22 protein-coding genes are annotated in these 22,883 nt (G+C 57.3%); 8 read left to right on the forward strand and 14 right to left on the reverse strand.

Annotated elements, in window-relative coordinates; translation table 11 throughout:
- Nucleotides 1-69: 69 nt before the first annotated feature.
- From BJ887_RS10630 to BJ887_RS10645, 4 genes are all read right to left on the reverse strand, one after another.
- Nucleotides 70-2,265, reverse strand: coding sequence for a replication endonuclease (locus BJ887_RS10630; protein WP_121339852.1), 2,196 nt, complete (start codon nucleotides 2,263-2,265; stop codon nucleotides 70-72).
- Between the two features lie 7 nt (nucleotides 2,266-2,272).
- The gene (locus tag BJ887_RS10635) at nucleotides 2,273-2,494 is read right to left on the reverse strand and encodes a TraR/DksA family transcriptional regulator (RefSeq protein ID WP_020883597.1); all 222 of its coding nucleotides are present in this window, start codon (nucleotides 2,492-2,494) and stop codon (nucleotides 2,273-2,275) included.
- Entirely contained in the window at nucleotides 2,494-2,721 is a 228-nt protein-coding gene (locus BJ887_RS10640; RefSeq protein ID WP_020883596.1) for a DUF2732 family protein, read from the reverse strand. The genes BJ887_RS10635 and BJ887_RS10640 overlap by 1 nt, the downstream gene beginning before the upstream one ends.
- Before the next feature lie 67 nt (nucleotides 2,722-2,788).
- Nucleotides 2,789-3,127, reverse strand: coding sequence for a DUF5347 domain-containing protein (locus tag BJ887_RS10645; RefSeq protein ID WP_014171697.1), 339 nt, complete (start codon nucleotides 3,125-3,127; stop codon nucleotides 2,789-2,791).
- 287 nt (nucleotides 3,128-3,414) lie between these two features.
- Here BJ887_RS10645 and BJ887_RS10650 point away from each other — a divergent pair, with 287 nt between their 5' ends.
- Nucleotides 3,415-3,990 carry a phage repressor protein CI gene (locus BJ887_RS10650; RefSeq protein WP_025202968.1) on the forward strand — a complete coding sequence of 192 codons (576 nt, stop codon included), beginning with the start codon at nucleotides 3,415-3,417 and terminating at the stop codon, nucleotides 3,988-3,990.
- 271 nt (nucleotides 3,991-4,261) lie between these two features.
- Complete coding sequence (locus tag BJ887_RS10655) at nucleotides 4,262-5,431, forward strand: DNA repair protein (RefSeq protein ID WP_047956131.1); 1,170 nt, start codon at nucleotides 4,262-4,264, stop codon at nucleotides 5,429-5,431.
- Here the strand turns inward: BJ887_RS10655 and BJ887_RS10660 are convergent, their stop codons facing one another.
- Entirely contained in the window at nucleotides 5,432-6,196 is a 765-nt protein-coding gene (locus BJ887_RS10660) for a siderophore-interacting protein (protein ID WP_049023886.1), read from the reverse strand.
- Nucleotides 6,197-6,342: 146 nt separating this feature from the next.
- On the opposite strand from BJ887_RS10660, the gene BJ887_RS10665 reads away from it, so the two are divergent.
- Nucleotides 6,343-6,837, forward strand: a complete 495-nt coding sequence (locus BJ887_RS10665) for a PadR family transcriptional regulator (protein WP_032679005.1) — start codon at nucleotides 6,343-6,345, stop codon at nucleotides 6,835-6,837.
- Here the strand turns inward: BJ887_RS10665 and BJ887_RS10670 are convergent.
- Complete coding sequence (locus tag BJ887_RS10670) at nucleotides 6,834-8,393, reverse strand: methyl-accepting chemotaxis protein (RefSeq protein WP_032679007.1); 1,560 nt, start codon at nucleotides 8,391-8,393, stop codon at nucleotides 6,834-6,836. The two genes, BJ887_RS10665 and BJ887_RS10670, sit on opposite strands and share 4 nt — an antisense overlap.
- A gap of 335 nt (nucleotides 8,394-8,728) precedes the next feature.
- Nucleotides 8,729-10,249 (reverse strand): PAS domain-containing methyl-accepting chemotaxis protein, encoded by a 1,521-nt coding sequence (locus tag BJ887_RS10675; RefSeq protein ID WP_025202964.1) that lies wholly within the window; start codon nucleotides 10,247-10,249, stop codon nucleotides 8,729-8,731.
- Nucleotides 10,250-10,685: 436 nt separating this feature from the next.
- Between BJ887_RS10675 and ygjG the strand changes: the two genes are divergently transcribed.
- Nucleotides 10,686-12,065, forward strand: a complete 1,380-nt coding sequence (ygjG, locus tag BJ887_RS10680) for a putrescine aminotransferase (protein ID WP_020883590.1) — start codon at nucleotides 10,686-10,688, stop codon at nucleotides 12,063-12,065.
- A gap of 33 nt (nucleotides 12,066-12,098) precedes the next feature.
- Here ygjG and BJ887_RS10685 read toward each other — a convergent pair whose 3' ends face one another.
- The gene (locus BJ887_RS10685; RefSeq protein ID WP_047956134.1) at nucleotides 12,099-12,701 is read right to left on the reverse strand and encodes a helix-turn-helix domain-containing protein; all 603 of its coding nucleotides are present in this window, start codon (nucleotides 12,699-12,701) and stop codon (nucleotides 12,099-12,101) included.
- A 42-nt stretch (nucleotides 12,702-12,743) separates the two neighbouring features.
- Here BJ887_RS10685 and BJ887_RS10690 point away from each other — a divergent pair, with 42 nt between their 5' ends.
- Nucleotides 12,744-13,430, forward strand: a complete 687-nt coding sequence (locus BJ887_RS10690) for a B3/4 domain-containing protein (RefSeq protein WP_059306149.1) — start codon at nucleotides 12,744-12,746, stop codon at nucleotides 13,428-13,430.
- A 12-nt stretch (nucleotides 13,431-13,442) separates the two neighbouring features.
- Nucleotides 13,443-14,291, forward strand: a complete 849-nt coding sequence (locus tag BJ887_RS10695; RefSeq protein ID WP_121339853.1) for a dihydrodipicolinate synthase family protein — start codon at nucleotides 13,443-13,445, stop codon at nucleotides 14,289-14,291.
- Between the two features lie 38 nt (nucleotides 14,292-14,329).
- Here the strand turns inward: BJ887_RS10695 and lsrG are convergent, their stop codons facing one another.
- Genes lsrG through lsrA form a run of 6 tightly spaced genes read right to left on the reverse strand, consistent with a single transcriptional unit; the run spans nucleotide 14,330 to nucleotide 20,016 of the window.
- Nucleotides 14,330-14,623 (reverse strand): (4S)-4-hydroxy-5-phosphonooxypentane-2,3-dione isomerase, encoded by a 294-nt coding sequence (gene lsrG, locus BJ887_RS10700; protein ID WP_020883586.1) that lies wholly within the window; start codon nucleotides 14,621-14,623, stop codon nucleotides 14,330-14,332.
- Complete coding sequence (gene lsrF / locus BJ887_RS10705) at nucleotides 14,620-15,507, reverse strand: 3-hydroxy-5-phosphonooxypentane-2,4-dione thiolase (protein ID WP_014171710.1); 888 nt, start codon at nucleotides 15,505-15,507, stop codon at nucleotides 14,620-14,622. Before lsrF ends, lsrG begins: the two co-directional genes overlap by 4 nt.
- A gap of 11 nt (nucleotides 15,508-15,518) precedes the next feature.
- Nucleotides 15,519-16,520, reverse strand: coding sequence for an autoinducer 2 ABC transporter substrate-binding protein LsrB (lsrB, locus tag BJ887_RS10710; protein WP_025202959.1), 1,002 nt, complete (start codon nucleotides 16,518-16,520; stop codon nucleotides 15,519-15,521).
- The gene (lsrD, locus tag BJ887_RS10715; RefSeq protein ID WP_014171712.1) at nucleotides 16,517-17,500 is read right to left on the reverse strand and encodes an autoinducer 2 ABC transporter permease LsrD; all 984 of its coding nucleotides are present in this window, start codon (nucleotides 17,498-17,500) and stop codon (nucleotides 16,517-16,519) included. Before lsrD ends, lsrB begins: the two co-directional genes overlap by 4 nt.
- Nucleotides 17,501-18,532: an autoinducer 2 ABC transporter permease LsrC gene (lsrC, locus tag BJ887_RS10720; RefSeq protein WP_121339854.1), complete on the reverse strand. Its 1,032-nt coding sequence runs from the start codon at nucleotides 18,530-18,532 to the stop codon at nucleotides 17,501-17,503.
- Complete coding sequence (lsrA, locus tag BJ887_RS10725; protein ID WP_121339855.1) at nucleotides 18,529-20,016, reverse strand: autoinducer 2 ABC transporter ATP-binding protein LsrA; 1,488 nt, start codon at nucleotides 20,014-20,016, stop codon at nucleotides 18,529-18,531. Before lsrA ends, lsrC begins: the two co-directional genes overlap by 4 nt.
- Nucleotides 20,017-20,231: 215 nt before the next feature.
- Between lsrA and lsrR the strand changes: the two genes are divergently transcribed.
- Both lsrR and lsrK read left to right on the forward strand, forming a co-directional pair.
- Nucleotides 20,232-21,203, forward strand: a complete 972-nt coding sequence (gene lsrR, locus BJ887_RS10730; protein ID WP_020883581.1) for a transcriptional regulator LsrR — start codon at nucleotides 20,232-20,234, stop codon at nucleotides 21,201-21,203.
- A gap of 33 nt (nucleotides 21,204-21,236) precedes the next feature.
- Nucleotides 21,237-22,817, forward strand: a complete 1,581-nt coding sequence (lsrK, locus tag BJ887_RS10735; RefSeq protein WP_020883580.1) for an autoinducer-2 kinase — start codon at nucleotides 21,237-21,239, stop codon at nucleotides 22,815-22,817.
- The last annotated feature ends 66 nt before the right edge of the window (nucleotides 22,818-22,883 follow it).

Consider the following 22,883-nt stretch of genomic DNA (forward strand, 5'->3'; position numbering starts at 1 on the left):
ATGTATTCATAAAAAGAGTGAAGCAAAAAATCAGAACCATGCGAGGTATGTACATGATATCGATGAAGATTAGCGAATCCCTTTGCTTATCAGATGCGTTAAATACCTCATACGTTCAAGGATTTTCCGGGCCTTTTGCTGATAAGACGGTGCCGCAGGAAATAGCGATCCGTCAGTAGATCCCCGGCACCATTTGTCGTTAAAACGGCTAATGCCCCCCGCCATAAGATGCAGGGCTTCCCCCCGGCTGATCGATATTCCGGTGGCGAGCCGTATCTCATCAATCACTCTCTCTGCCACTCCGTTCTGCGGATCCTTGTCATAGACAAAGGGAGTCTTTGCAACCGGTCTGGGGAGGGTTATGCGTGCGGCTAACGCGCGTCTCGCACGCCGGCTGAGGGGTTGAGAGACGTCGCTCACCGTACAGTTATTGACAGAACTCCAAGAACGCGCAGCGGTGACGTTAAGGTCAACGGCCAAATCAACGGCACGCTTCGGCACAATTTTCCACTGCGTGAGCCGGGTCAAAATCGGCGAGCCCGGGCCGAGTGCGGCGTCGTAAACGCCGCGAATACAGACTCGTTCTTCGCCGTACTGATTGTATTCGGCACGGGGCTCATACAGCGTGCGCACCTGCAACGCGTCCCGACGGACAAACGGTCCTCCCTGTGCATTGACGTATCCTGCCCAGTCTCCGGCGTCCGCGGCGTCATGCGCTGCCGCAAATTCTACGCTCAGACCGTGCGCGGCCTGCGTATCAGTCAAACGGCGCAGCTCACGGTAGACGGTCACCGGTGCACCACCGATAAACTGAAACTGACGGATATGCCAGCGCGCCGCCCAGGCCGAAACAGCAGATGCAGTCACTTTAAGCAACTCGCCGCTTTCGTTATCAGTCTCGCCATCAAGGGCATAGCCGTCGATATTCTTGGAGATGTATTTAGCGATATAACCGGTGGCACTGCCCTTTTGCGGGTCTATAGCTTCAGCGTGAAAGCGAGCTTTTCTGGCGTTATCGCTTTGCAGTTCAAAAGCGTCTTCCTCCTGTGTGTATTCCTCCATAATGCGGCGAACGCGCTCAACGTTTTCGGGCAGCATGAACATCAGCATGTGCCAGTGAGGCGTACCGTCATGGTGGGGTTCAGCAACGCGGATGCCAAACAGACGAATCGCCTGCCGGTGGAGTTTTGCCCGGATCCGCGCCCACAGTTTTGTCAGGTAGCTTTGTGTATCCGCAGGGCTCGCCCCGTTCCATTTACCGTTACGATAGCCGGTGTTCAGGGTGGCGTGATATTTCGACGGCGCGGTTAAGGTATAGAACTCGCCCACATAGCCAAGCTCATGGCAGATATTTTCAAACCCGCGGATGCGGGTCATCAGTTCGCAGCGACGTATCGCGGGATTGGCCACCGAGCCATCGTGCCTGGCAATCAGGCTTATACGGTTGCCCTCTTCATCCTCCAGTTCCAGACCTTTAAGAAATTCACGCGTGCGCCGCTTCTGTTCACGCCAGTCAGTGATGCAGCGTTTACTCGCATAGGCAGACTTCTTTTTGCTGACGTTTCCAAGTGCAATCTGCACATGCTCACGCCAGGCGGCCGCCATGCGACGCAGTCGTCCACGCCACCAGTCTTCGGAAAACATGCGGATCACCGCTGGCGCAATGTCCTCTTTGTTAAAGAGTATCTTCGACACGCGCTCCCAGTGAGGAGGCAGTACATTGAACTGGCGGGTGATTAATCCAGCTCGCTGATACCAGACATGAAGGGTTTGAAATTCGCCGAGGCCAGCGTCATTGATATTCGCCAGCTCGGAACGAATAAAGCCAGCGATGTCAGCGGCCAGCAAATCAATATCGGCGCGGGACATATCCGGGAGACGGTTGAAGCGGGCAATCAGCGTAACCATCCGCGATGCAAGATATTGCAAAAGCGGCGTGTCGAAGTGTCCACCAAAAACGGCGGTGGAGACGTTACGGTCAACACCTGAACAGGCATACCGTGCAGAGACCTGCTGCAGACGTGGTAATACCCTGTTGCAGAACCGAATCAAAAAGGCATTGGCTCGCAGGCTGCCCTGATGGAGTTCAAGAGCATCAACCGTGCGCCAGACGTCAAAACGCACGCAGTCAGGCTGCAGAGCGAGCGCTTTTCTGGCTTGCAGCAGCGCCGCGAACAGACGGTCGCGACGCTGTAATTGGGGGTGAGTCAGGTAGGGGCTGGCAATAGCCGATCGGGGTTCATTCCACGGATAAACAAATGACATCACCAACTTATCCTCCCCGGAAATGTTTGTTTTTCAGCTCCGTAATCTCCTGGCAAGTGACGCATAAGGCCACTCCAGGTAACGCCTTTCGCCGCGCCTCGGGGATCGGGATGTCGCACTCCTCGCAGGTAAAACGCGAGGGCGATGCGCATCGCTGGCGGGCGCTATTAATATGACGTTCGCGATCTTCAAGCTCACGCTCCTGCGCCAGATCGATAAAATCGGCCATCAGTGCAGCTCCTGGGATTCGCGTTCATAACGGGCAGCCTCGTGACACAGCAGTTCCGCTGCGTCTTCGCCACACATTCCGGTTTTATAGATGTGACTGGCTAATGCCTCCAGACGCAGGGAGACGGCGAGTGCGCGCGCCCTGCGCTCCTCCATCTTCGCCTGCACCAGCAGGCGCTGGAGTTCCTCGCGCCCGTTCAGAAAAGTGCGGTTTTCGCTATTTCGCATCACTCATTCTCCTTAATTCAGGCAATAAAATGCCCGGCGGGTTTACGCCATTACGTTTTGGGGTGGATTAAAGCGGCATGGTCAGCCGTTCAGGAAATAAACTCACGACTGCACGGAAATGATTCATGGCTCCGATAAGCGCTCTTTTCTCCTCAGTCGTCAGCTCATTGATACCGCATTCGTGACGGGCGGCAGGTAATTTAGCCAGGAAAAAGATGGCCGCCAGCGCCCTGTTATTCTCTTCAAAACAGGGATCGCGCTTATCGCGCATCTCGGCCAAAAACCGCGCCAGCGCTTTCTCGTTATCGCCCCAATACCTGGCACGCAGTTCGGCCACGTGATTCAGCCCGGAAAGACGTGCCCCCACCTTGAGTGGGACCGTTGCACGTGTCGCTTCTATTGCCATAACGACCCTCGCGTTGATTCACACTGTGTGAATTACTCACCCGTAACGGGCTGAAAACGGGATTGGCCTACGCGTTACGCCGCTTTCCAGCGCAGCGAACTGCGCCAGCCTAACGACAGGGCTGGCACTTTGATGATTGCGATTTCAGAAGCCATGTTGCATGATTCCCATTTTGATAATGTCTGCAATCATTAGCCTCTGTTTGCCAACGTCCGCCGCTGATTGCCCGAATTCGCATTGATACTAATACTCAATTGAGCATTAGTAAATACCCAAAGGAATATATTTTGATTTTAGATTCTCAAGTGAATAATGAAGAGTTACTCGATAGAATCTGTCAGGTATATGGTTTTACCCAAAAAATCCAGCTGGCCCGGCACTTCAATATTGCCGCCAGTTCCCTTCAGAACCGCTACGCGCGCGGCACCATCTCCTACGACTTCGCGGTACAATGTGCACTGGACACAGGGGCCAGCCTGCGCTGGTTGATGACCGGACAGGGTGCCCAGTTTGAAGGTAACCCTGCGCCTGGCGATCCCGTTGCTGTTGTTACATTCACTCTCAGTGATGGCCAGCTGGAAGAAAATTCCACTTTGAGTATCGATTCACATCTCTTTAGCAAACCGCTCACTCGCGGTATCGCAGTCCGGTCTGAGGCAAAGCTCCACTTTGTTGAAAAAGGGGCGTCATTAACCGACGGGCTATGGCTGGTTGAGATTGAAGGCACTATCAGTCTTCGTGATTTAACCCTGCTGCCGGGGAAAAAACTCCACGTCGCGGGCGGCAAAGTTCCCTTTGAATGCGGTATCGATGAGATAAAAACACTGGGCCGTGTGGTGGGCATCTACAGCGAGGTGAACTGATGACGGTACATATGGTTCGTATGGCATCTTTCGATTTCGCTATGCAGGGCATTCAGCCTTAGGTATTCCTTCAGGACTGGCAGAACAAGAACCGGGGCCAACGCTCCCCCGCCAGCCTTTCGGCTTCCTGTTCGTGCCACTCTTCTTCACAAACCCTAAAAACTAAAGAAATCCCCCATCGCGCCGATCATCATCCGTGTGTATTATTTCCTGTAGCGTTTACAACAATTAACCTTAACTCAAATACTTAAGCGCCAAAGCGAAAGGCATCATGAGCACACCGATCAAACGGCTAGAAATCATAAAAAATGCGATTGAACTGGAAGACGACGACATCATCCAGAGCCAGCTGACACGGCTGAAAAATGAAGCGTTTGACGATGAGCTACAGGCAATCGTCGCGGCGCTTGAGCAGAAAAACTATACCGTTGCCATGGCGGCGATCGCTGCCTGGCTACAGGGCCAGCGCGCCATGACGCAATGGCGTGACCCGCAGGTGGCGGCCAGCAAGATGGAGCTAAAAGCGCTGGAAGAGCGCCTCAGGGATTTGATTGACCGTCGCAATGCCCGCGTGCAACAGCTCGATGAATTCAACGATCTCTATTTCTCCCGCCTCGGACCGCTGATGCAGCAGATCCTCGCCCTGCGTAAAACGCTGGCGGAGCTGAACCTGCGACGTCAGCAGGCGGAGGCGCGTCGACGTGAGGAAGATTACCGTCGCTGCCAGCGCTATATGGCGCAGGCGGTGGAGGTGCTGGCGATGCTGACCCAGCGCTGGCGCGATCTGCCTGCGGATTCCGTACAGGCCGCCGAGGCGCGTAAGCAACTGCAGCAGCAAAGCAATCTGATTGCTAACCTGCTGGCCGAAGCGCTGGAGCTGGAGAGTGGCTTAACGCGCGAAGAAGAGCCTGCACGTCAGGCGCGCGACGAGGCCAATGAAGAGTACGAGAAATATCGCGAGCAGCATCACGATGCCGAAATGCGTCTGCGTAAAGGTAAGAACCTCTCCGAGGAAGATCAGAACGAACTGAAGCGTCTCTGGCGTCAGGCGAGCAAGCTCTGCCATCCGGACCTGGTCGCTGACGATCTGAAAGAAGAAGCCAACGCGATGATGGTGCAACTCAACCAGGCCAAACAGCGTGGTGACGTTAAAGCCATTCGTTCGCTGGTGGCACGTCTGCAGCAGGGCTTCGAGCCGCTGATGGCCAGCGACAGGCTGAACGATCTGGAACGTATCCGCAAAAAAATGGCGCAGGTTCGCGAGCAGATTGACACGTTAGTGAACGAGCTGGCGGAGCTGGAGAAAGAGGAGTCCTGGCTGCTGGTCTCGTCGCTGAGCAATATGGAAGCCTACTTTGCCCAGCAGGAGAAGGCGCTGCACGACGTTCGCGCCTCGCTCGAACATCAGGTGAGCGAAGCGCAGCTGGAGTCCGCAGCCTGATTATTTAGCGTGCCAGTATGCACTGGCACGCACCAGCTGCTGGTCGATTGCGTCGGTTTCAAACTGACGGCTCAGGTTTTTCACTACCTTCCCTTCCCCGGTCAGCCAGATAAAATAATCTTCCGCAGGCACCGTCAACGCCGCCAGACGCTCGGCCACCGCCTGTTCGCTGTGGCCGACAACCCAGGTGATGTTGAACGCGCTCAGATGGGCCAGATAGTCCTGATACGACGCATCACCGACCGTCACCACAGCATGAATGTCCGGGCGAACCGGCAGTGTTGCGATGCTTTCCAGGCGACGGCGCAGCGCGGGCATGCCGGATTCATCGCACACGTACAGTTGCCAGGCATAATCTTCCGGCACAACCAGCGAACCGCGCGGGCCGCCAATCGTGAGCGTGTCACCCACTTTTGCCTCTGTCGCCCAGTGGCTGGCAACGCCGCTATCGTGTATGAAGAAATCGAGCACCAGCTCATGCCGTTCGGCATCGTACAGGGGCGTATAGTCTCGCGCCTGCGGACGCACACCGTCGCCCCAGTCGATACCTTCATCGGTAACAACCGGTGGTACAAAGGTCGCCCCCGGAGCCGGGAAAAACACTTTTGTGTGGTCGTCGAAACCGCGAGAGCTAAAGCCCTCCAGCGCCTCGCCGCCTAAAACAATGCGCTGGAAACCTGCGCTGACACGCTCAACGCGAAGCACGTCCAGCTTGCGAAAACGGAGATCATTACGAACACGTTGTGGGTAACGGGTGGATGTCATGATGAGACCCTTCTCAGGTGAATACGATATATCTAAATCAATTTTAAATGATAATGATTGCTAATCAGCAAGAATGCAAGATCTTTTAGATTGCATCTGAATATATCTAAGATATAGTTTAGATATATCAATTTGAAGGGGTGAGTATGCGAAACGAACACGACGGCGGCGGACGCCGACCACGCTTTTTTGGTCACGGCGATCTGCGTCTGGTGATACTGGATATCCTGACCCACAACGCAAGCCATGGCTACGAGTTGATCAAGGCGATCGAGAACATGACGCAGGGGAATTACACCCCAAGCCCTGGCGTTATCTACCCAACCCTCGATTACCTTCAGGATCAGACCTATATCACCATCACCGAAGAAGAGAATGGCCGCAAGAGAATTGCGATTACCGTGGCCGGTCAGCAGTGGCTGGATGAAAATCAGGAGCAGCTGGCGCAAATTCAGGCGCGTATCAAAGCGCGCTCCGTCGGCTTCCAGCTGAGAAAAAACCCGCAAATGAAGCGGGCTCTGGATAACTTCAAAGCGGTGTTAGACCTGAAGGTGAACCAGGGCGAACTCAGCGATGCGCAGCTTAAGCAGATCATCGGCGTGATCGACCGCGCAGCGCTGGAGATCTCCCAGCTGGATTAAGCCAGTACGCGATCGCTCACGCGGAAGACGCGGACAAGGTCTTTCAGGTGCATCGCCTGTTCGTTCAGGGACGCTGCTGCCGCGACAGACTCCTCCACCAGGGCGGAGTTCTGCTGCGTGGTGGCATCAATCAGACCAATCGCGCTGTTAATTTGCGAGATCCCTTCCGTCTGCTCATGGCTGGCCTGGCGGATCTCACGCAGAATGACGTCCATCTCTTCCACGTTGCCGACCATACCGTTAATCAACTCGCTCGCTTTCTCGACCAGGTTCATCCCGTCCTGCGTCTGGCTGGTAGAACTTTCGATCAGCTGACGAATTTCACTGGCAGATGACGCACTCTTCTGCGCAAGCTGACGCACTTCGCCCGCCACCACCGCAAAACCACGACCGTGCTCGCCCGCACGTGCCGCTTCCACCGCCGCGTTCAGCGCCAGAATGTTGGTCTGGAAAGCGATGGCATCGATCAGGTCGATGATGTCGGACATCCGGTTAGAAGTCTCGTTAATCAGGCGCATTTTGCTGGTGACCTGCTTCATCATCTCGCCGTTGTTTTTGACCACCATGGCAGCGTCCGCCGAGAGGTGAGTTGCTTCTCCGGTGTGTGAGGCGGTGTTTTTTACCGTCGCCGTGATCTGCTCCATCGAGGCAGCGGTCTGTTCAACAGAGCTGGCCTGCTCTTCGGTGCGCGCGGCAAGATCCTGGTTCCCCGCGACAATCTGCGCGGCGGCACTCGAGATATTCTCCGAACCGGTCTGGACCTGCTGCACAATGTCCAGCAGACGCGTTTTCATCTCCATCAGCGCATGCAGCAGCAGGCCGGTTTCGTCTTTACCGTGCGGCGTGATGCTGCCGGTCAGATCGCCTTCAGCAATGGCTTTTGCAAAATCCACCGCCTGGCCCAGCGGACGCGTGATTGAGCGCACGATAAACCAGCCAATCAGGCTGCCGGTCGCGACGCTAAAGAGCGTGATCAGGATCAGCAGCAGGCGGTTCGATTTGAAATCGCCCTCGACCTGCACTCCTGCGCTTTGCATTTCCTGGTTCTGAATCGCGATCAACGCCTGCACGTTGGCTTTATAGGCCTGCTGTAGCTTCAGGGTGTTGGTCATCATCTCCTGAATAGCGCCCGCCCTATCGTTATTCTGCACCGCCTGCAAAATGCGATAACGCGAGTCCAGATACTGCTGACGCACGCCGCGTATTTCAGCAAGAACCCGCTGTGATTCAGGATCCTGCAGCGCAGTATTCAGCTCGCCGAGGATCACCGTAATCTGTTCGCTGATCGCTTTAAGACGCTGCTGTGACTGCGCTGTATACGTTCCCTGTTCATCCAGTAACATCAGTTGCTGAGTGCCAATAAATTCCTGGAAGTTGTCGATTAACTGGTTCGCTTTTACCGTGGTCGGATAATCACGGGTAATGATGGATTGCATTCCGTTGTTCGCCCGGTTCAGGCTTAGCAAGGATAAACTCGCACTGACCACCATCAGGACAATAAAGAATCCAAACGCCAGAAATAATTTCGTGCCGATCTTTACGTCATGTAAGAACATATTTTCTCCATCGATGTGATTATTTCTCAGACGATCACCGTTATCGGTAACGAAACCGCTAACTTTATGACTTTGATCGTTTTTTTATTTCATAACCACGACAATGGATAGGTGTAGGCTATTAATATCCGTAAATCGATCGTTACGTCACCCTCTGATGAGGCATTTCCAAAATAGCATCGGGGAAAACGGACTTAGGCTGGGGTAAATATCTGATGTGCTTTCTTTAGTTACTTAATATTAAGTTAACAATAAAAGACATTAATAATTACATTCAGAAAAAATAAAGCCGCTTATTCCTGATGAAATAAACGGCTTTCTGGAACCTTACTGGCTCAATGGAGCACGGTGACCGCATCCTTAAGACGCCCGGCGCGATGCTTCACCATTGCGGATATGTGGGCACTTTCCTCAACCAGATCGGCATTTTTCTGCGTGATGCTGTCCAGCTCGGCCACCGCACGGGTGAGCTCTGACAAGCCGGTAGCCTGTTCAGAGGTCGAATGGCTGATCTGCGCGATAAGCTGCGTCACGTTTTTCACCTGCTCGACGATATCATCCATTGTACGACCGGCGGCATGAACCTGATCAGAGCCGGACTGCACCTTGCTGGCGCTGGCATCAATCAGCTTGCGAATATCGTTGGCTGCACTGGCGCTACGGCTGGCGAGATGGCGCACTTCGCCGGCGACAACCGCAAAGCCTTTCCCCTGCTCACCGGCTCTTGCCGCCTCCACCGCCGCATTCAGCGCCAGAATATTGGTCTGAAACGCGATGTCGTTAATAAGGGAGGTAATCGAGCCAATCCGCTGCGTGCTATCCGCGATGTCATCCATGGTTTTCACCACCGTCTGCATCGCGTTTCCGCCTTTGGTCGCCGCGCTGCTGGCGGCCACTGACAGTTTGTCCACTTCGGCGGCGGTTTCTGAATTACTCTGCACGGAGGCGGCCATCTGGTTCATTGTCGCCACGGTCTGCTGCACATTGGCCACGGTCTGACGCGTCCGATCGTTCAGATCTTCATTCCCCTTTGCCAGCCTGTCGCTGCCATCACGCACGCTCACCACCTGGCTTGACACATCGTTAATCAACCAGCGGCACATCAGCCCCAGTTGCCCTACCGCACGCAGGGTCAACCCCAGCTCGTCGCTGCGGTTCAGGTGCTGCACGCTGTTGCGCTCGCCGGTGGCGACTTTCAGCGCCTGACGCGCCACGTTTTCGATCGGACGAACAATCTGCTGCTCGAACAGCAGCGTGCCCAGCAACATGACTACCGCGGCGGCAGCCAGCGGGTACGCACCCGCTGAGGTGGCCACCAGCGTGGCAGCCAGCACCGCAAACAGCCCCGCCATCACGCTGCGCACGCGCCAGCGCAGCGGCATTGCCGGAAGTTTCCCCAGCCAGCCTTTCCTTACCACCAGTCCTTTATGAATACGTTTCTTGCAGCGCCCGTCATTCAGAGCCCGATAGAGCGGCTCCACGCCAGCAATCTCTTCTGCCGTGGCTTTGGTGCGAATCGACATATAGCCCGTCACCTGCCCGTGACGCACCATAGGCACCGCATTGGCGCGCACCCAGTAGTGGTCGCCATTTTTACGTCGGTTTTTGACAATGCCGCTCCACGGCTCGCCCTTTTGCAGGGTGTACCACATATCGGCAAACGCCGCTTTTGGCATATCGGGGTGGCGCACCAGATTGTGCGGCTGGCCCATCAGCTCATCAAGCTGATAGCCACTCACCTGCACAAAGGTGTCGTTGGCGTGGGTCAGGTAACTGTGGATATCGGTGGTCGACATTAAGGTGGTGTCATCGTCCAGAGGATATTCATTCTGGGTGACAAAGGTTGGAGCGGACATCGTGAGCATCCCTTGCAGGTTATTTGAATGTTAATTTTGTGGATTAATGTTTTTTCGGCGGTAAAGAATTTATCTTTAATTGTTAAAGTTGATAGAGATCGCAGATTTCACTTAAACCGCACTTTTTGTGAGATTTTATAATTCATTGATTTCAAATACTTTCGTAGAGAAATTATCTGCAGAGCATGACGCGTTAACGCCCACTTAAGTCGCAGCGTCTGCACTCTATAAGTGCAATGGCCTTTTAATCGCACCTCCCCAGGCCTTTTCCGCCGTACCGCTAAATCCCGTATCGGTTATATCGGCATGATTAAATTTTGCGCAACATAATGTTAACCTGGTGTTTATCCTGATTTTCGTTAAGGCATCTGAAGTGGCGTAATCCCTGCAATACTTAATCCAGTATCATGTGATACGCGATCCCCGGGAGCACATTTTGAACAGGTTACCTTCCAGCGCCTCGGCTCTTGCCTGTACCGCGCACGCACTGAATCTCATTGAGAAGCGAACGCTTGATCATGAGGAGATGAAACAACTTAACCGAGAGGTCATCGATTACTTTAAAGAGCATGTCAATCCAGGGTTTTTGGAGTATCGCAAATCTGTTACCGCCGGCGGGGATTACGGAGCCGTAGAGTGGCAAGCGGGAAGTCTTAATACGCTTGTCGACACCCAGGGACAGGAGTTTATAGATTGCCTGGGTGGTTTTGGAATTTTCAACGTGGGGCACCGTAATCCAGTTGTGGTTTCCGCCGTACAGAATCAACTTGCGAAACAACCTCTCCATAGCCAGGAACTGCTCGATCCGCTTCGCGCTATGCTCGCGAAAACGCTCGCGGCCTTAACGCCCGGCAAACTGAAGTACAGCTTCTTTAGCAACAGCGGCACGGAATCGGTCGAAGCGGCGATTAAACTCGCCAAAGCGTACCAGTCGCCGCGCGGCAAATTCACGTTTATCGCCACCAGCGGCGCGTTCCACGGAAAATCCCTGGGCGCACTGTCGGCTACCGCCAAATCCACCTTCCGCAAACCGTTTATGCCGCTGCTGCCGGGCTTCCGCCACGTGCCGTTTGGTGACATTAGCGCTATGCGCACCATGCTGAGCGAATGCCGTAAAACCGGCGACGACGTGGCAGCGGTGATCCTGGAGCCTATTCAGGGTGAGGGCGGCGTGATCCTGCCCCCGCAGGGCTATCTGCCTGCCGTGCGTCAGTTGTGCGATGAGTTTGGCGCACTGCTGATCCTCGACGAAGTCCAAACCGGGATGGGGCGTACGGGCAAGATGTTTGCCTGCGAGCATGAGAACGTCCAGCCGGACATTCTCTGTCTGGCAAAAGCGCTGGGCGGCGGCGTGATGCCGATTGGCGCGACGGTGGCGACCGAAGAGGTCTTCTCGGTGCTGTTCGACAACCCGTTCCTGCACACCACTACGTTTGGCGGTAACCCGCTGGCCTGCGCGGCCGCGCTGGCGACCATCAACGTGCTACTGGATCAAAACCTGCCTGCACAGGCGGAACAGAAAGGCGATATGCTGCTGGACGGTTTCCGCCAGCTGGGCCGGGAATATCCGGATCTGGTGCAGGATGCGCGGGGTAAAGGGTTGCTGATGGCCATTGAGTTTGTCGACAACGAAATCGGCTACAGCTTCGCGAGCGAGATGTTCCGCCAGCGGGTCCTGGTCGCCGGAACGCTCAACAACTCGAAGACCATTCGCATTGAACCGCCGCTGACGCTGACGGTTGAACAGTGTGAGCAGGTGCTGAAAGCGGCGCGTAAAGCGCTGGCAGCCCTGCGGGTAAGCGTGGAAGAAGCGTGATATCCCCTCCCCCTCCTGACGGAGGGGGCGTTTTTAGCGGTGAAACTCCGCCACCGTCATGGTAAACCGCAACACATTTTCGCCCTCATTCGCGTAGCCGTGTGCCGCTTCCGTTTTCGCCACCGCCGAAGCGCCTGCCGTCACCTGCGTCACCGTCTCTTCCACCGTCAGGGTTAATCCTCCCTCAGTGACATGCAGCAGCTCAAACGTTCCCGCCGGATGCCCCGGCGAGGTAAAACGCTCCCCCGGATGCATCACCCACTGCCAGAGTTCAATCATATCCGGGCCAGACGTGCCCGCGAGCAGCCGGGCATATCCGCCCTGTGGGCCCTGCCACAAAACCGGGATCGCCGCTGCTTCTATGACGTGCACCCGCGGCTCGCTGGAGACGTTAACGATATCCGCCACCGAAACGCCCAGCGCGGCAGCCAGCTTGCAGAGAATGGCAATGCTGGGATTCGCCGCCCCTTTTTCAATCTCCACCAGCATGCCTTTGCTGACGCTGGCGCGGCGTGAAAGCTCATCCAGCGACAGTTTTTTCTCTTTGCGCCAGTTGCGAATGCGGGTGGCGACGGCCAGGCTTACCTGGGCGATATCGGCACCCGAATCGGTCATTATATTGACTTTATCAGTCATTGGTCACTACCATAGTATAAAACAGTCAATACAGGATTATTTATGTCTCTCGTTACGCCGTCAATAGACCCGCGTCTTACCGGGATTGCCCCCGGCTTTCGGGCGCTGAGCATTCTGGTTGAAGCCGCCCCGATAACCCAGCCGGACGTGGCCTCTGCCGCGCTGGCACAGGCCTGCCAGCAGGTCCTCACTGATGATGTCGCCTGGGCGGAAGCGCACCTCAGCGCCTGGGATGACGTGTTCAGAGCGTTTGGTGCGAAACCGAAACGCACGCCCTGCTCGGCATCGGCCCTGCGTAAGCGAGTGCTGAAGGAGGGCGCACTGCCCCCGCTCGATCCAGTGGTCGATATTTACAATGCCATCAGCATTCGTTACGCCATTCCCGTCGGGGGTGAGAACCTTGCCGCTTATGCAGGCGCACCGCGTCTGACGCTTGCCGAAGGTAATGAACCGTTTGATACCCTGAAAGAAGGTCAGCCGGTTATCGAATACCCGGATGCGGGCGAAGTTATCTGGCGCGATGATATCGGCGTCACCTGCCGTCGCTGGAACTGGCGCCAGGGCGTGCGTACACGTCTCGATAGCCAGGCGCAACACATGTGGTTTATTCTCGAAAGTCTGCCGTCGATGCCGTTATCGGCGTTGCAGGAGGCTGGCGATGAGTTAGTCAGCAACCTGCAGCGGCTGATGCCGGGCTCCACTGCTCACCTTCAACTGATTGAACTCTAAAAGGATAAGCGGATGTTTCACGGGTTAAGCGCATTCCCTCTGACGCCATTGCGAGAGGGGAAATTTGATGAGCAGGCGTTTGTGCAGTTGCTGCGCCCGCTGGTGGATGCCGGTGTCGATTCGCTGGGGATCCTCGGTTCGACGGGCAGTTACGCGTATCTAACGCCTGAAGAGCGCACGCATATTACCCGCTGTGCCGTGGCGCATGCCGACAACATCCCGGTGAGCGTAAGTATTGGCGCGCTTCGCCTCGACGATATTCTCCGTCTGGCGGATGAGGCGCAAAGCGCCGGCGCCCGCGGGGTGTTACTGGCCCCCGTGTCGTACCAGCGCCTGACGGCAGAGGAAGTGTTTACCCTGTATGAGACGGTGACCCACCGGATCTCTGTTCCGCTGTGCATTTACGACAACCCGGCCACCACCGGGTTCGAGTTTAACGACGATTTGCTGTATGCCGTGGCGGCGCTACCGAACGTCAAATCCGTCAAGCTCGGGCGCATACCGGACGATATAGCCCACATGCGCGCCCGTCTTCCTGAAAACGTCACCCTGGGCATCAGCGGCGACTGGCGGGCGGCGTCAGCCCTGCAGGCCGGGTTTGATGTCTGGTATTCGGTTATCGCAGGGCTCTATCCGCAGACGGCACTGGCGATTGCACGAGCCAAAGACACCGCAGCCTCTGACCGGCTGGCACCGCTGTGGGCGCTGTTCCGCCAGTACGGCAGTTTGCGGGTGATGGCCGCAGCAGCAGAAATGTCAGGGAAAGTGGCCGCGCCTGCACTGCCGTTCCCGCTTGCGTCGCTGAGCGGGAAACCGCGCGAAACGCTGGCGGCGATCCTGGCGGATCTGGCCCTCGCCTGAGCATCGCCGGGCTAGCGTAAGCGCTACCCGGCGGTCTGTTACGCCGGCAACAACCCGACAAAACTGCGTTTTTTGCGCGGCTCTGACATCAGGTCCTCAAGCTTATCCACGCAGGCCAGATAGTGCGGGGTTTTCTTGTGCGCCAGCACCGCCTCTTCATCCTTGTAGGCCTCGTAGATAAAGAACCGGGTTTTCACGCGCGGATCCTGTAAAACATCAAAGCGCAGATTGCCCGGCTCCTGAATCGCCCCTTCGTGGTTAGCGCGAAACACCTCCAGAAACTCATCGACCCGCTCGGGTTTGATGTTGATTTCCACTAATGTCACGTTCATTTTGCTTCTCCCTGTTTCTCTTCCTGCCAGAACTGGAACGCGTCCCGCGCGCTCATGTTCTCATGTACCACTTTTTTAACCGCTTTCAGCATGGCCAGCGGGGCGCTGGACTGGAAGATATTGCGACCCATGTCCACCCCGGACGCTCCCTGGTCAATCGCCCGCCAGCACATCTCCAGCGCGTCGTGCTCCGGCAGCTTTTTGCCTCCTGCAATCACGATCGGCACCGGGCAGCTGGCGGTTACTTTTTCAAACCCTTCGTCGACATAATAGGTTTTGACGAACTGCGCCCCCATCTCGGCCGCGATACGGCTGGCAAGCGAGAAATACCGCGCGTCGCGCGCCATCTCTTTGCCAACGCCCGTTACCGCCAGGGTCGGCATGCCATAGCGCGCACCGGCATCCACCAGTTTGATGATGTTGTTGATCGACTGATGTTCAAATTCACTGCCGATGTACACCTGCGCCGCCACCGCGCAGACGTTCAGGCGCAGCGCATCTTCCATCGCCACCGCCACGCACTCGTTGGAAAGTTCCCCTAAAATCGAATTGCCGCCGGAGGCGCGCAACACGACGGGTTTATTGGTGGCGACAGGCACCTGGCTGCGCAAAATACCGCGGGTGCACATCAGCACGTCGGTTTCCCCAAACAGCGGGGCGATAGAGAGATCGATACGCTCAAGGCCGGTCGTCGGTCCCTGGAAATAGCCGTGATCAAAGGCCAGCATCACCGTGCGGTTGCTTTTTGGGTTGAAGATGCGCGCCAGCCTGGACTGCATTCCCCAGTCCAGCGAGCCGCATCCCTTCAGGGTAAACGGCACGTTCTGCTGCGGTGTGCCGATGCCAAAATCTTTGCCGTCTTTGATGTCGTCTAAATCAGCCATTTGCTCCCCCGTCAGAAATCGTATTTGTTGATGTTCTCTTTGGTAAACACCACCCGCTCCGGCAGCAGCACAATGCCGTTGCCCTTCGCTTCATACTGGTAGCCCTGCACGCTGTTCGGCTCGACCTTCAGCGTACCGATATCTTTCACGTCCACGCTGTCGCCAACGTTAAGATCGCCTTTTTTCAACAACCGATCGGCGACATTGACCGCAATTTTGCCCTGTTGCACCACATCCCACAGGCCGAAGGCTTTCACCGTGCCGCGCTCTACGTACGGACGCATCACGTTAGGCGTGCTGAAGCCGACAATCGCCACCCCTTCTCGCTTCAGGTTTTCCGCCGCCTGCGCCGCCGCCGGCAGGGCGTTGGCATCCGGGGCGATGATCGCATCCAGATCCGGATACGCTTTTAAGATCCCCTCGGCGGTTTGTAGCGATTTGGTGGCATCGTTATAGCCAAACTGCGTGGTCACGACCTGCCACTGCGGATGATCTTTCTCGATTTTGGCCTTCGCCTCTTTCACCCACTGGTTCTGGTCGGTAACGGTCGGGCTGGAGTAAAAGAACGCCACTTTGGCATTCGGTTTGGTGACCTGTTTACCGGCCATGTCGACCAGCAGGCCGCCGAGCTGCGCCGGGGTGCCCTGGTTGATGTAGATGCTGCGGCATTCCGGTTTGGTGTCGGAGTCCCAGGTCAGTACTTTGACGCCACGCTGCATCGCGCGCTTCAGCGCCGGGCAGAGGCCATCCGGCGACACCGCCGAAACGATAATGGCGTTATAGCCCTGGTTAACGAAGTTATTGATGAGCTGCACCTGGCCTGAGACGCTGGGCTCGGTCGGGCCGTCGTAGGTGACGTCCACGCCGAGATCTTTACCCGCCTCTTTCGCGCCATTGCCGCCGCTGGTAAAGAAGCCAACGCCCACCAGCTTGGGGATAAAGGCGATGCGGTCCGCGGCCTGTGCCGACGCGAAGCTGAGTGCCATCGCCAGGACTATCAGTTTTGTTTTCATCTTACGCTCCGGGTATGTTTTGTGAGGAGAGAGCGCACCCATTCACGGTGCAAACTCAGTGAACGTCCCATCACCACCACAACCAACAGCGCCCCTGACAGCGCGCTCGACACCTGGTTGGGGATGCCGACCATCTGTAAACCCTGCTGCAGATACCCCACCAGCAACGCCGCCAGGGCCGTACCGATTACCGACCCCGAACCGCCATAGATATTGGCGCCGCCGAGGACCGCTGCGGTCAGTGCAGGCATCAGTAAATCGCGTCCCAAATCCGAACGCGCCGAACCGAAATAGGAGACCATCACCAGCGCAGCAATGGCCGAAGCGACGCCCACCAGGCCATACAGGGCGTAGGGCATCCCGTTGACCGAGAGCGCCGCATAGCGCGCCGCGCGCGGGTTCTGCCCAATCAAAAACAGATGGCGGCCAAAGCGTCCGCGATGGGTAATCAGCCAGAAGAAGACGGTAATCACGGCGAACAGCACCAGCGGGATTGGCAACCCCAGGAACGTGAGGTTAGCGAACGCGGTAAAGCTGTCCGGGAAGCCACCGATGCCTTCGTAACCGGTCGCCCCCGCCATGCCGGAGAGCAGCAGTGCGCCACCGCCGTAGAGATAGAGCGTGCCGAGGGTGATAACCAGTGGGCTGATGCCGGTGTAGTGGATCAGCGCAGCGTTGACCAGACCGCACAGCAGGCCGAGCAGCAGCGTCAACGGTATCGCCAGCGCCATCGGCCAGCCCGCCTGCATCATCACCCCCAGCGCGATGGCACACAGGCCGATGGTCGAACCGAGAGAAATATCAATGCCGCCGCTGATGATCACCAGGGTGAGCGGCAGCGCCACAATGCCAATGCAGATAAAATCACTGGTGCTGAACAGCAGCATGTTGATATCGAGCATGCGCGGATTGATGGCCCCAAAGAGCAGGATTTCCAGCACCAGTAATATCAGCAGCGCGCTTTCCCAGTTAAGCTTCATTTACGCCACCTCTTTTTTGTGTTTCGTAAACGGGGTGACATGCTTCCCCCCTTTGTTACCGGGCTGGAAGCGGCTGTACTTAAGTGCCCGTTGATGCCGGGCCAGCGCCTGGCGCAAGCGCCCGTCGAGCACCAGCACACCGAGCAACACCAGCCCGGCGATAAAGTCATTCCACCACGCGGGCAGCCTGAACAGCACCAGCACGGTATCGATTTGAGTCAGGAAAAAAGCCCCCAGGAAGGCGCCAATAAGCGTCCCGGTACCGCCCAGCAGAGAGATCCCCCCGAGTACGCAGGCGGCAATGGCTTTCATCTCCAGCCCGCTGCCGGTCTGGTTAGGTACAAAGCCAATCTGCGAAGCGAAGACAATCCCCGCACACGCGGCCAGCATGCCGTTCAGCGTAAAAGCGATCATTCGCGTGCGGTTCACCGCCACGCCCAGCTGGCGTGCGGCGGCAAGGTTGTCGCCCACGGCGTAGAAATCGCGTCCGAAGGCAGTGCGCGACAACGTCCATGCGCCGACTGCGGCTAAAAACACCACGCCCATTCCGAGCGGTGAAATACCCATAGCGGCAGGTTCAGAGAGCGATTTCAGGCTCGGCGGTAGCCCTTCAATCCACTTTCCTCCCGTCCACAGCAGCATCGCCCCGCGATAGAGGCCCAGCGTGCCGAGGGTGGCCACAATTGCCGGAATACGCAGCCCCACCACCAGAAAACCGTTAAATGCTCCCGCCAGTGCGCCAATCGACAGCGCAAAGAGGATCGATACCGGCAGGGTGTAGCCGCTGTTCAGGGCCACCCCCACGGCAATGGCAGACAGCCCGACGGTAGAGCCGACGGAAACATCAATATTGCGGGTCAACATCACCAGCGCGGCGCCGAGCGCCAGCAGGATCAGGATTTGCGAACTGGCGAAGATCATCCCCAGCGTTTGCAGACTGAAATAGGCCGGATTGAGCCCCACCAGCACCGCGAACAACGCCAGAATGGCGATGAACGCACTCAGTTCGCGATTTTTCAGTAAGGTCTTCATGACTGCCCTCCGAATGCCAGCGCCATCATTCTGTCGAGACTGACCGCGTGCCGGGACAACTCGCCGCTGAGCACGCCCTGGTGCATCACCAGCACGCGATCGGCAAGCCCGGGGAACTCATCCAGATCGCTTGAGATCATCAGCACCGCCACGTTCTGCGCCGCCACGCTTTTGATGAGCTGATAGATATCGGCCCGCGCCGACACATCCACTCCGCGTGTCGGTTCATCGACGATCAACAGCAGCGGGTTCGCCTCCAGACAGCGCGCCAGCAACACCTTCTGCTGGTTGCCGCCGGAGAGCGTGCGCACGGTTTGATCCGCATGGTTAAGCTTGATCCCCAGCGCCCGGTGATAGCGCTCCACCACCGCCGACTCCCGTTTGCGCTGCTGCCAGACCGAGGGCTCATTCAGTGCCACGGTGTTCCAGCGAATCGGCGCATCCAGGAACAAGCCGGAAACCTGTCGGTCCTCTGGCAGGTAGACCAGCCCTTTCTCCAGCCGTGCCGCCACGGGTTCGCCGGTTATTTCCTGATTTTCCAGCCAGACTCGCCCACCGCGCACCGGGCGCAGCCCATACAGCGTTTCCGCAAACTCGGTGCGCCCGGAGCCGACCAGCCCGGCGAGGCCAACTATTTCCCCGGCATAGATTTCCATGCTGAGATCGATAAACCCCTCACCGGTAAGCTCTTCCACCCGCAGCACCGGGAAATCCTGCGGCTGCGTGCGGCGATTGCCCGGCAGCGCCAGCCACAGTTTTTGTGCATCACTTAATCCTTTTTCGCGGCTCACCGGCGTCATGGCGGCAATCAGGGCGTTATCGTCAAACTGTGCAGTTTCACCGCTGAGCACGATCGCGCCATCGCGGATTACCGAGACGTGGCTCGCCAGCTGGCGGATCTCCGGTAATTTGTGCGAGATAAAAACAATGCCGACGCCAAGCGCCTGCAACGCGCGGATCTGGCGAAACAGCCGTTCGGTTTCCCCCGGGGTGAGCGACGCCGTGGGTTCATCAAGGATCAGGATCTTCGCGTTACGCATCAGGCCGCGCAGGATCTCCACCATCTGTTGATCCGCCACTTCCAGGGTGCTGGCGGTGGCATCAAGATTGAGCAGACACTGCAGCTGCTGGAGTTTCTCCGCCAGCCGTTCCCCCATACCGGCCTCACGCGGCAGGCGGAAAAGGATGTTTTCCCGCACCGTCAGGTTGGGGAAAAGCAGGGGTTCCTGCGGCACCAGATAAATCCCCAGCCTGTGGGCCTGCGCGGGCGAAAGCCGCGCAAACGCGTGGCCGTCAACCGAAAGTTCACCGCTGTCCGGCGTTTCCACCCCGGCGATGATTTTCATCAGCGTTGATTTTCCCGCGCCGTTACCGCCCATCAGCGCATGCACCTGACCCGCAAGCAGCGTGAAATGAATACCTTTCAGGACCGGTACGCCGGAGAACTGCTTGCTGATATCACGTGCTTCGATAAGTGGCGTCATTATCGCTCCGCTATTGAACAAATGATTTTTAGATTTAATAATGTTCAAAAGCGTAGACGGTGAACTATATTTAGAACCGTGCAGGGATCACAAATTTATCGATTAAGATCCACACAGACACAAATCAATCTAAAAGATCTGTTTTGTCGCGTGGTTCACACTTTCTTTCTGCGCGATCACGAACATATGATCTAAATTTTTATAAGAGTTCAATTATGAGCGATAAACGCACTGCGGAAGAAGGTCGTTTTGCCGGGCTGGCACTGGCGGAAGAAGAGCTGGTTGCCCGCGTCGCCTGGTGCTACTACCACGACGGATTAACCCAGAACGACATCGGCGAGCGGCTCGGACTGCCGCGCCTGAAGATCTCGCGTCTGCTGGAGAAAGGACGCCAGTCCGGGGTGATCCGCGTGCAGATCAACTCCCGCTATGAGGGGTGTCTGGCGCTGGAAACCGAGCTGCAGCAACGCTTCGGGCTCAAGCTGGTTCGCGTGTTGCCGGCCCTGAATACCCCGCCCATGAATGTCCGGCTGGGCATTGGCGCAGCGCAATCGCTGATGGGCGTGCTGGAGCCCGGCCAGCTGCTGGCGGTGGGATTTGGTGAAACCACCATGAGCAGCCTGCAGCACTTAAGCGGTTTTATCAGCTCGCAGCAGATCCGCCTGGTGACGCTCTCCGGCGGCGTTGGGCCGTATATGACGGGCATCGGTCAGCTTGATGCCGCCTGCAGCGTCAGCATGATCCCCGCCCCGCTTCGCGTTTCCTCCGCCGAAGTGGCCGGGATCCTAAAACGTGAATCCAGCGTGCGGGACGTGATCCTCGCCGCCGCCGCGGCCGATGTGGCGGTGGTAGGCATTGGTTCAGTAAACCAGCGCCGGGACGCCACCATATTGCGCTCCGGCTATATCAGCGAAGGTGAACAGCTGATGTACGCCCGCAAAGGGGCGGTGGGCGATATCCTTGGCTATTTCCTGAACGCCGAAGGGGAATGCGTGCACGAGCTGGAGATCCACCGGGAATTACTGGGCGTCACGCTCGATGAACTGGCGCAGTTGCCCACCATCGTTGGCGTGGCCGGAGGTGAAGAGAAAGCCGATGCGATTTATGCCGCACTCAAAGGCCGCCGTATTAATGGCCTGGTGACGGAGGAGACGACAGCCCGCGCGGTGCTGGCTCTGGCGAGCTAAGAGCCTGTCCTGCGCCTGACACGAGGCATGCTCATGAGTTACCTTTTAGCGTTAGATGCAGGGACAGGCAGCGTTCGCGCCGTAATTTTCGATTTGCAGGGCAACCAGGTTGCCGTTGGCCAGGCCGAGTGGAAACACCTGAGCGTGGAGAATGTGCCGGGCTCGATGGAGTTTGATCTCGACATTAACTGGCGGCTCACCTGCCAGTGTATTCATCAGGCGCTGGAGCGCGCCCGCCTGAGCGCAGCGGATATCCAGTCCGTGGCCTGCTGCTCAATGCGCGAGGGGATCGTGCTGTATGACCGCAACGGCGACGCCATCTGGGCGTGCGCCAACGTCGATGCCCGCGCCAGCCGCGAGGTAGCCGAACTCAAAGAGATCCACGACTACCGTTTTGAGTCCGAAGTGTATGACGTCTCCGGCCAGACCCTGGCCCTGAGCGCCATGCCGCGCCTGCTGTGGCTGGCGCACCATCGTCCGGACATCTATCGCAAAGCCGCCACGATCACCATGATAAGCGACTGGCTGGCGGCAAAACTGTCCGGCGAGCTGGCCGTTGATCCGTCCAATGCCGGGACTACCGGTATGCTGGATCTCTTCTCCCGCGACTGGCGTCCGGCGCTGCTCGACATGGCCGGGCTGCGTGCCGATATCCTCTCTCCGGTGAAGGAGACCGGTACCGTGCTCGGTGCGATCACCAAAGATGCCGCACAGCAGAGCGGCCTGCGCGAAGGCACGCCGGTGGTGATGGGCGGTGGCGACGTGCAGCTTGGCTGTCTTGGGTTAGGCGTCGTGCGGGCCGGGCAAACGGCCGTGCTGGGCGGTACCTTCTGGCAGCAGGTGGTCAACCTGCCGCAGGTACGCACCGACCCGGAGATGAACATCCGCGTGAATCCGCATGTGATCCCCGGCATGGCGCAGGCGGAGTCGATCAGCTTCTTTACCGGCCTGACCATGCGCTGGTTCCGTGACGCCTTCTGTGCGGAAGAGAAACTCATCGCGGAGCGGATGGGAATGGACACTTACTCCCTGCTTGAGGAGATGGCCAGCCGCGTGCCTGCCGGTTCACACGGTGTTATGCCGATCTTCTCAGATGCTATGCACTTCAAGCAGTGGTATCACGCCGCGCCGTCGTTTATTAACCTCTCCATCGACCCGGAAAAATGCAACAAAGCCACGCTGTTCCGTGCACTGGAAGAGAACGCGGCGATTGTCTCGGCGTGTAACCTGACGCAGATCTCACGGTTCTCAGGGGTAACGTTCGACGGTCTGGTGTTTGCAGGCGGTGGCTCGAAAGGCGCGTTGTGGAGCCAGATTTTAAGCGACGTGACCGGTCTGCCGGTGCGCGTCCCGCAAGTGAAAGAGGCGACAGCGCTGGGCTGTGCGATTGCTGCCGGAACGGGAGCCGGGCTGTTTTCGGATATGGCGGCGACAGGCGAACGGCTGGTGAAATGGAGCCGCGAGTTCACGCCGAACCCGGCGCACCGGGAGCTGTATGACGGTATGATGCAGAAGTGGCAGGCCGTTTATGCCGACCAGCTTGGGCTGGTGGACAGCGGACTGACGACATCGATGTGGCAGGCACCGGGCTTAGTGCGTGCCCCCTCTCCCTGAGAGCTATAACGCCCCCTCTCCCTCAGGGAGAGGGCATCAGACCACACCAATATTTGAATCCCATCA

This window comes from Enterobacter sp. WPR_3_1 (genome assembly GCF_003635055.1).
GTDB classification, from domain to species: Bacteria; Pseudomonadota; Gammaproteobacteria; order Enterobacterales; family Enterobacteriaceae; genus Enterobacter; species Enterobacter ludwigii.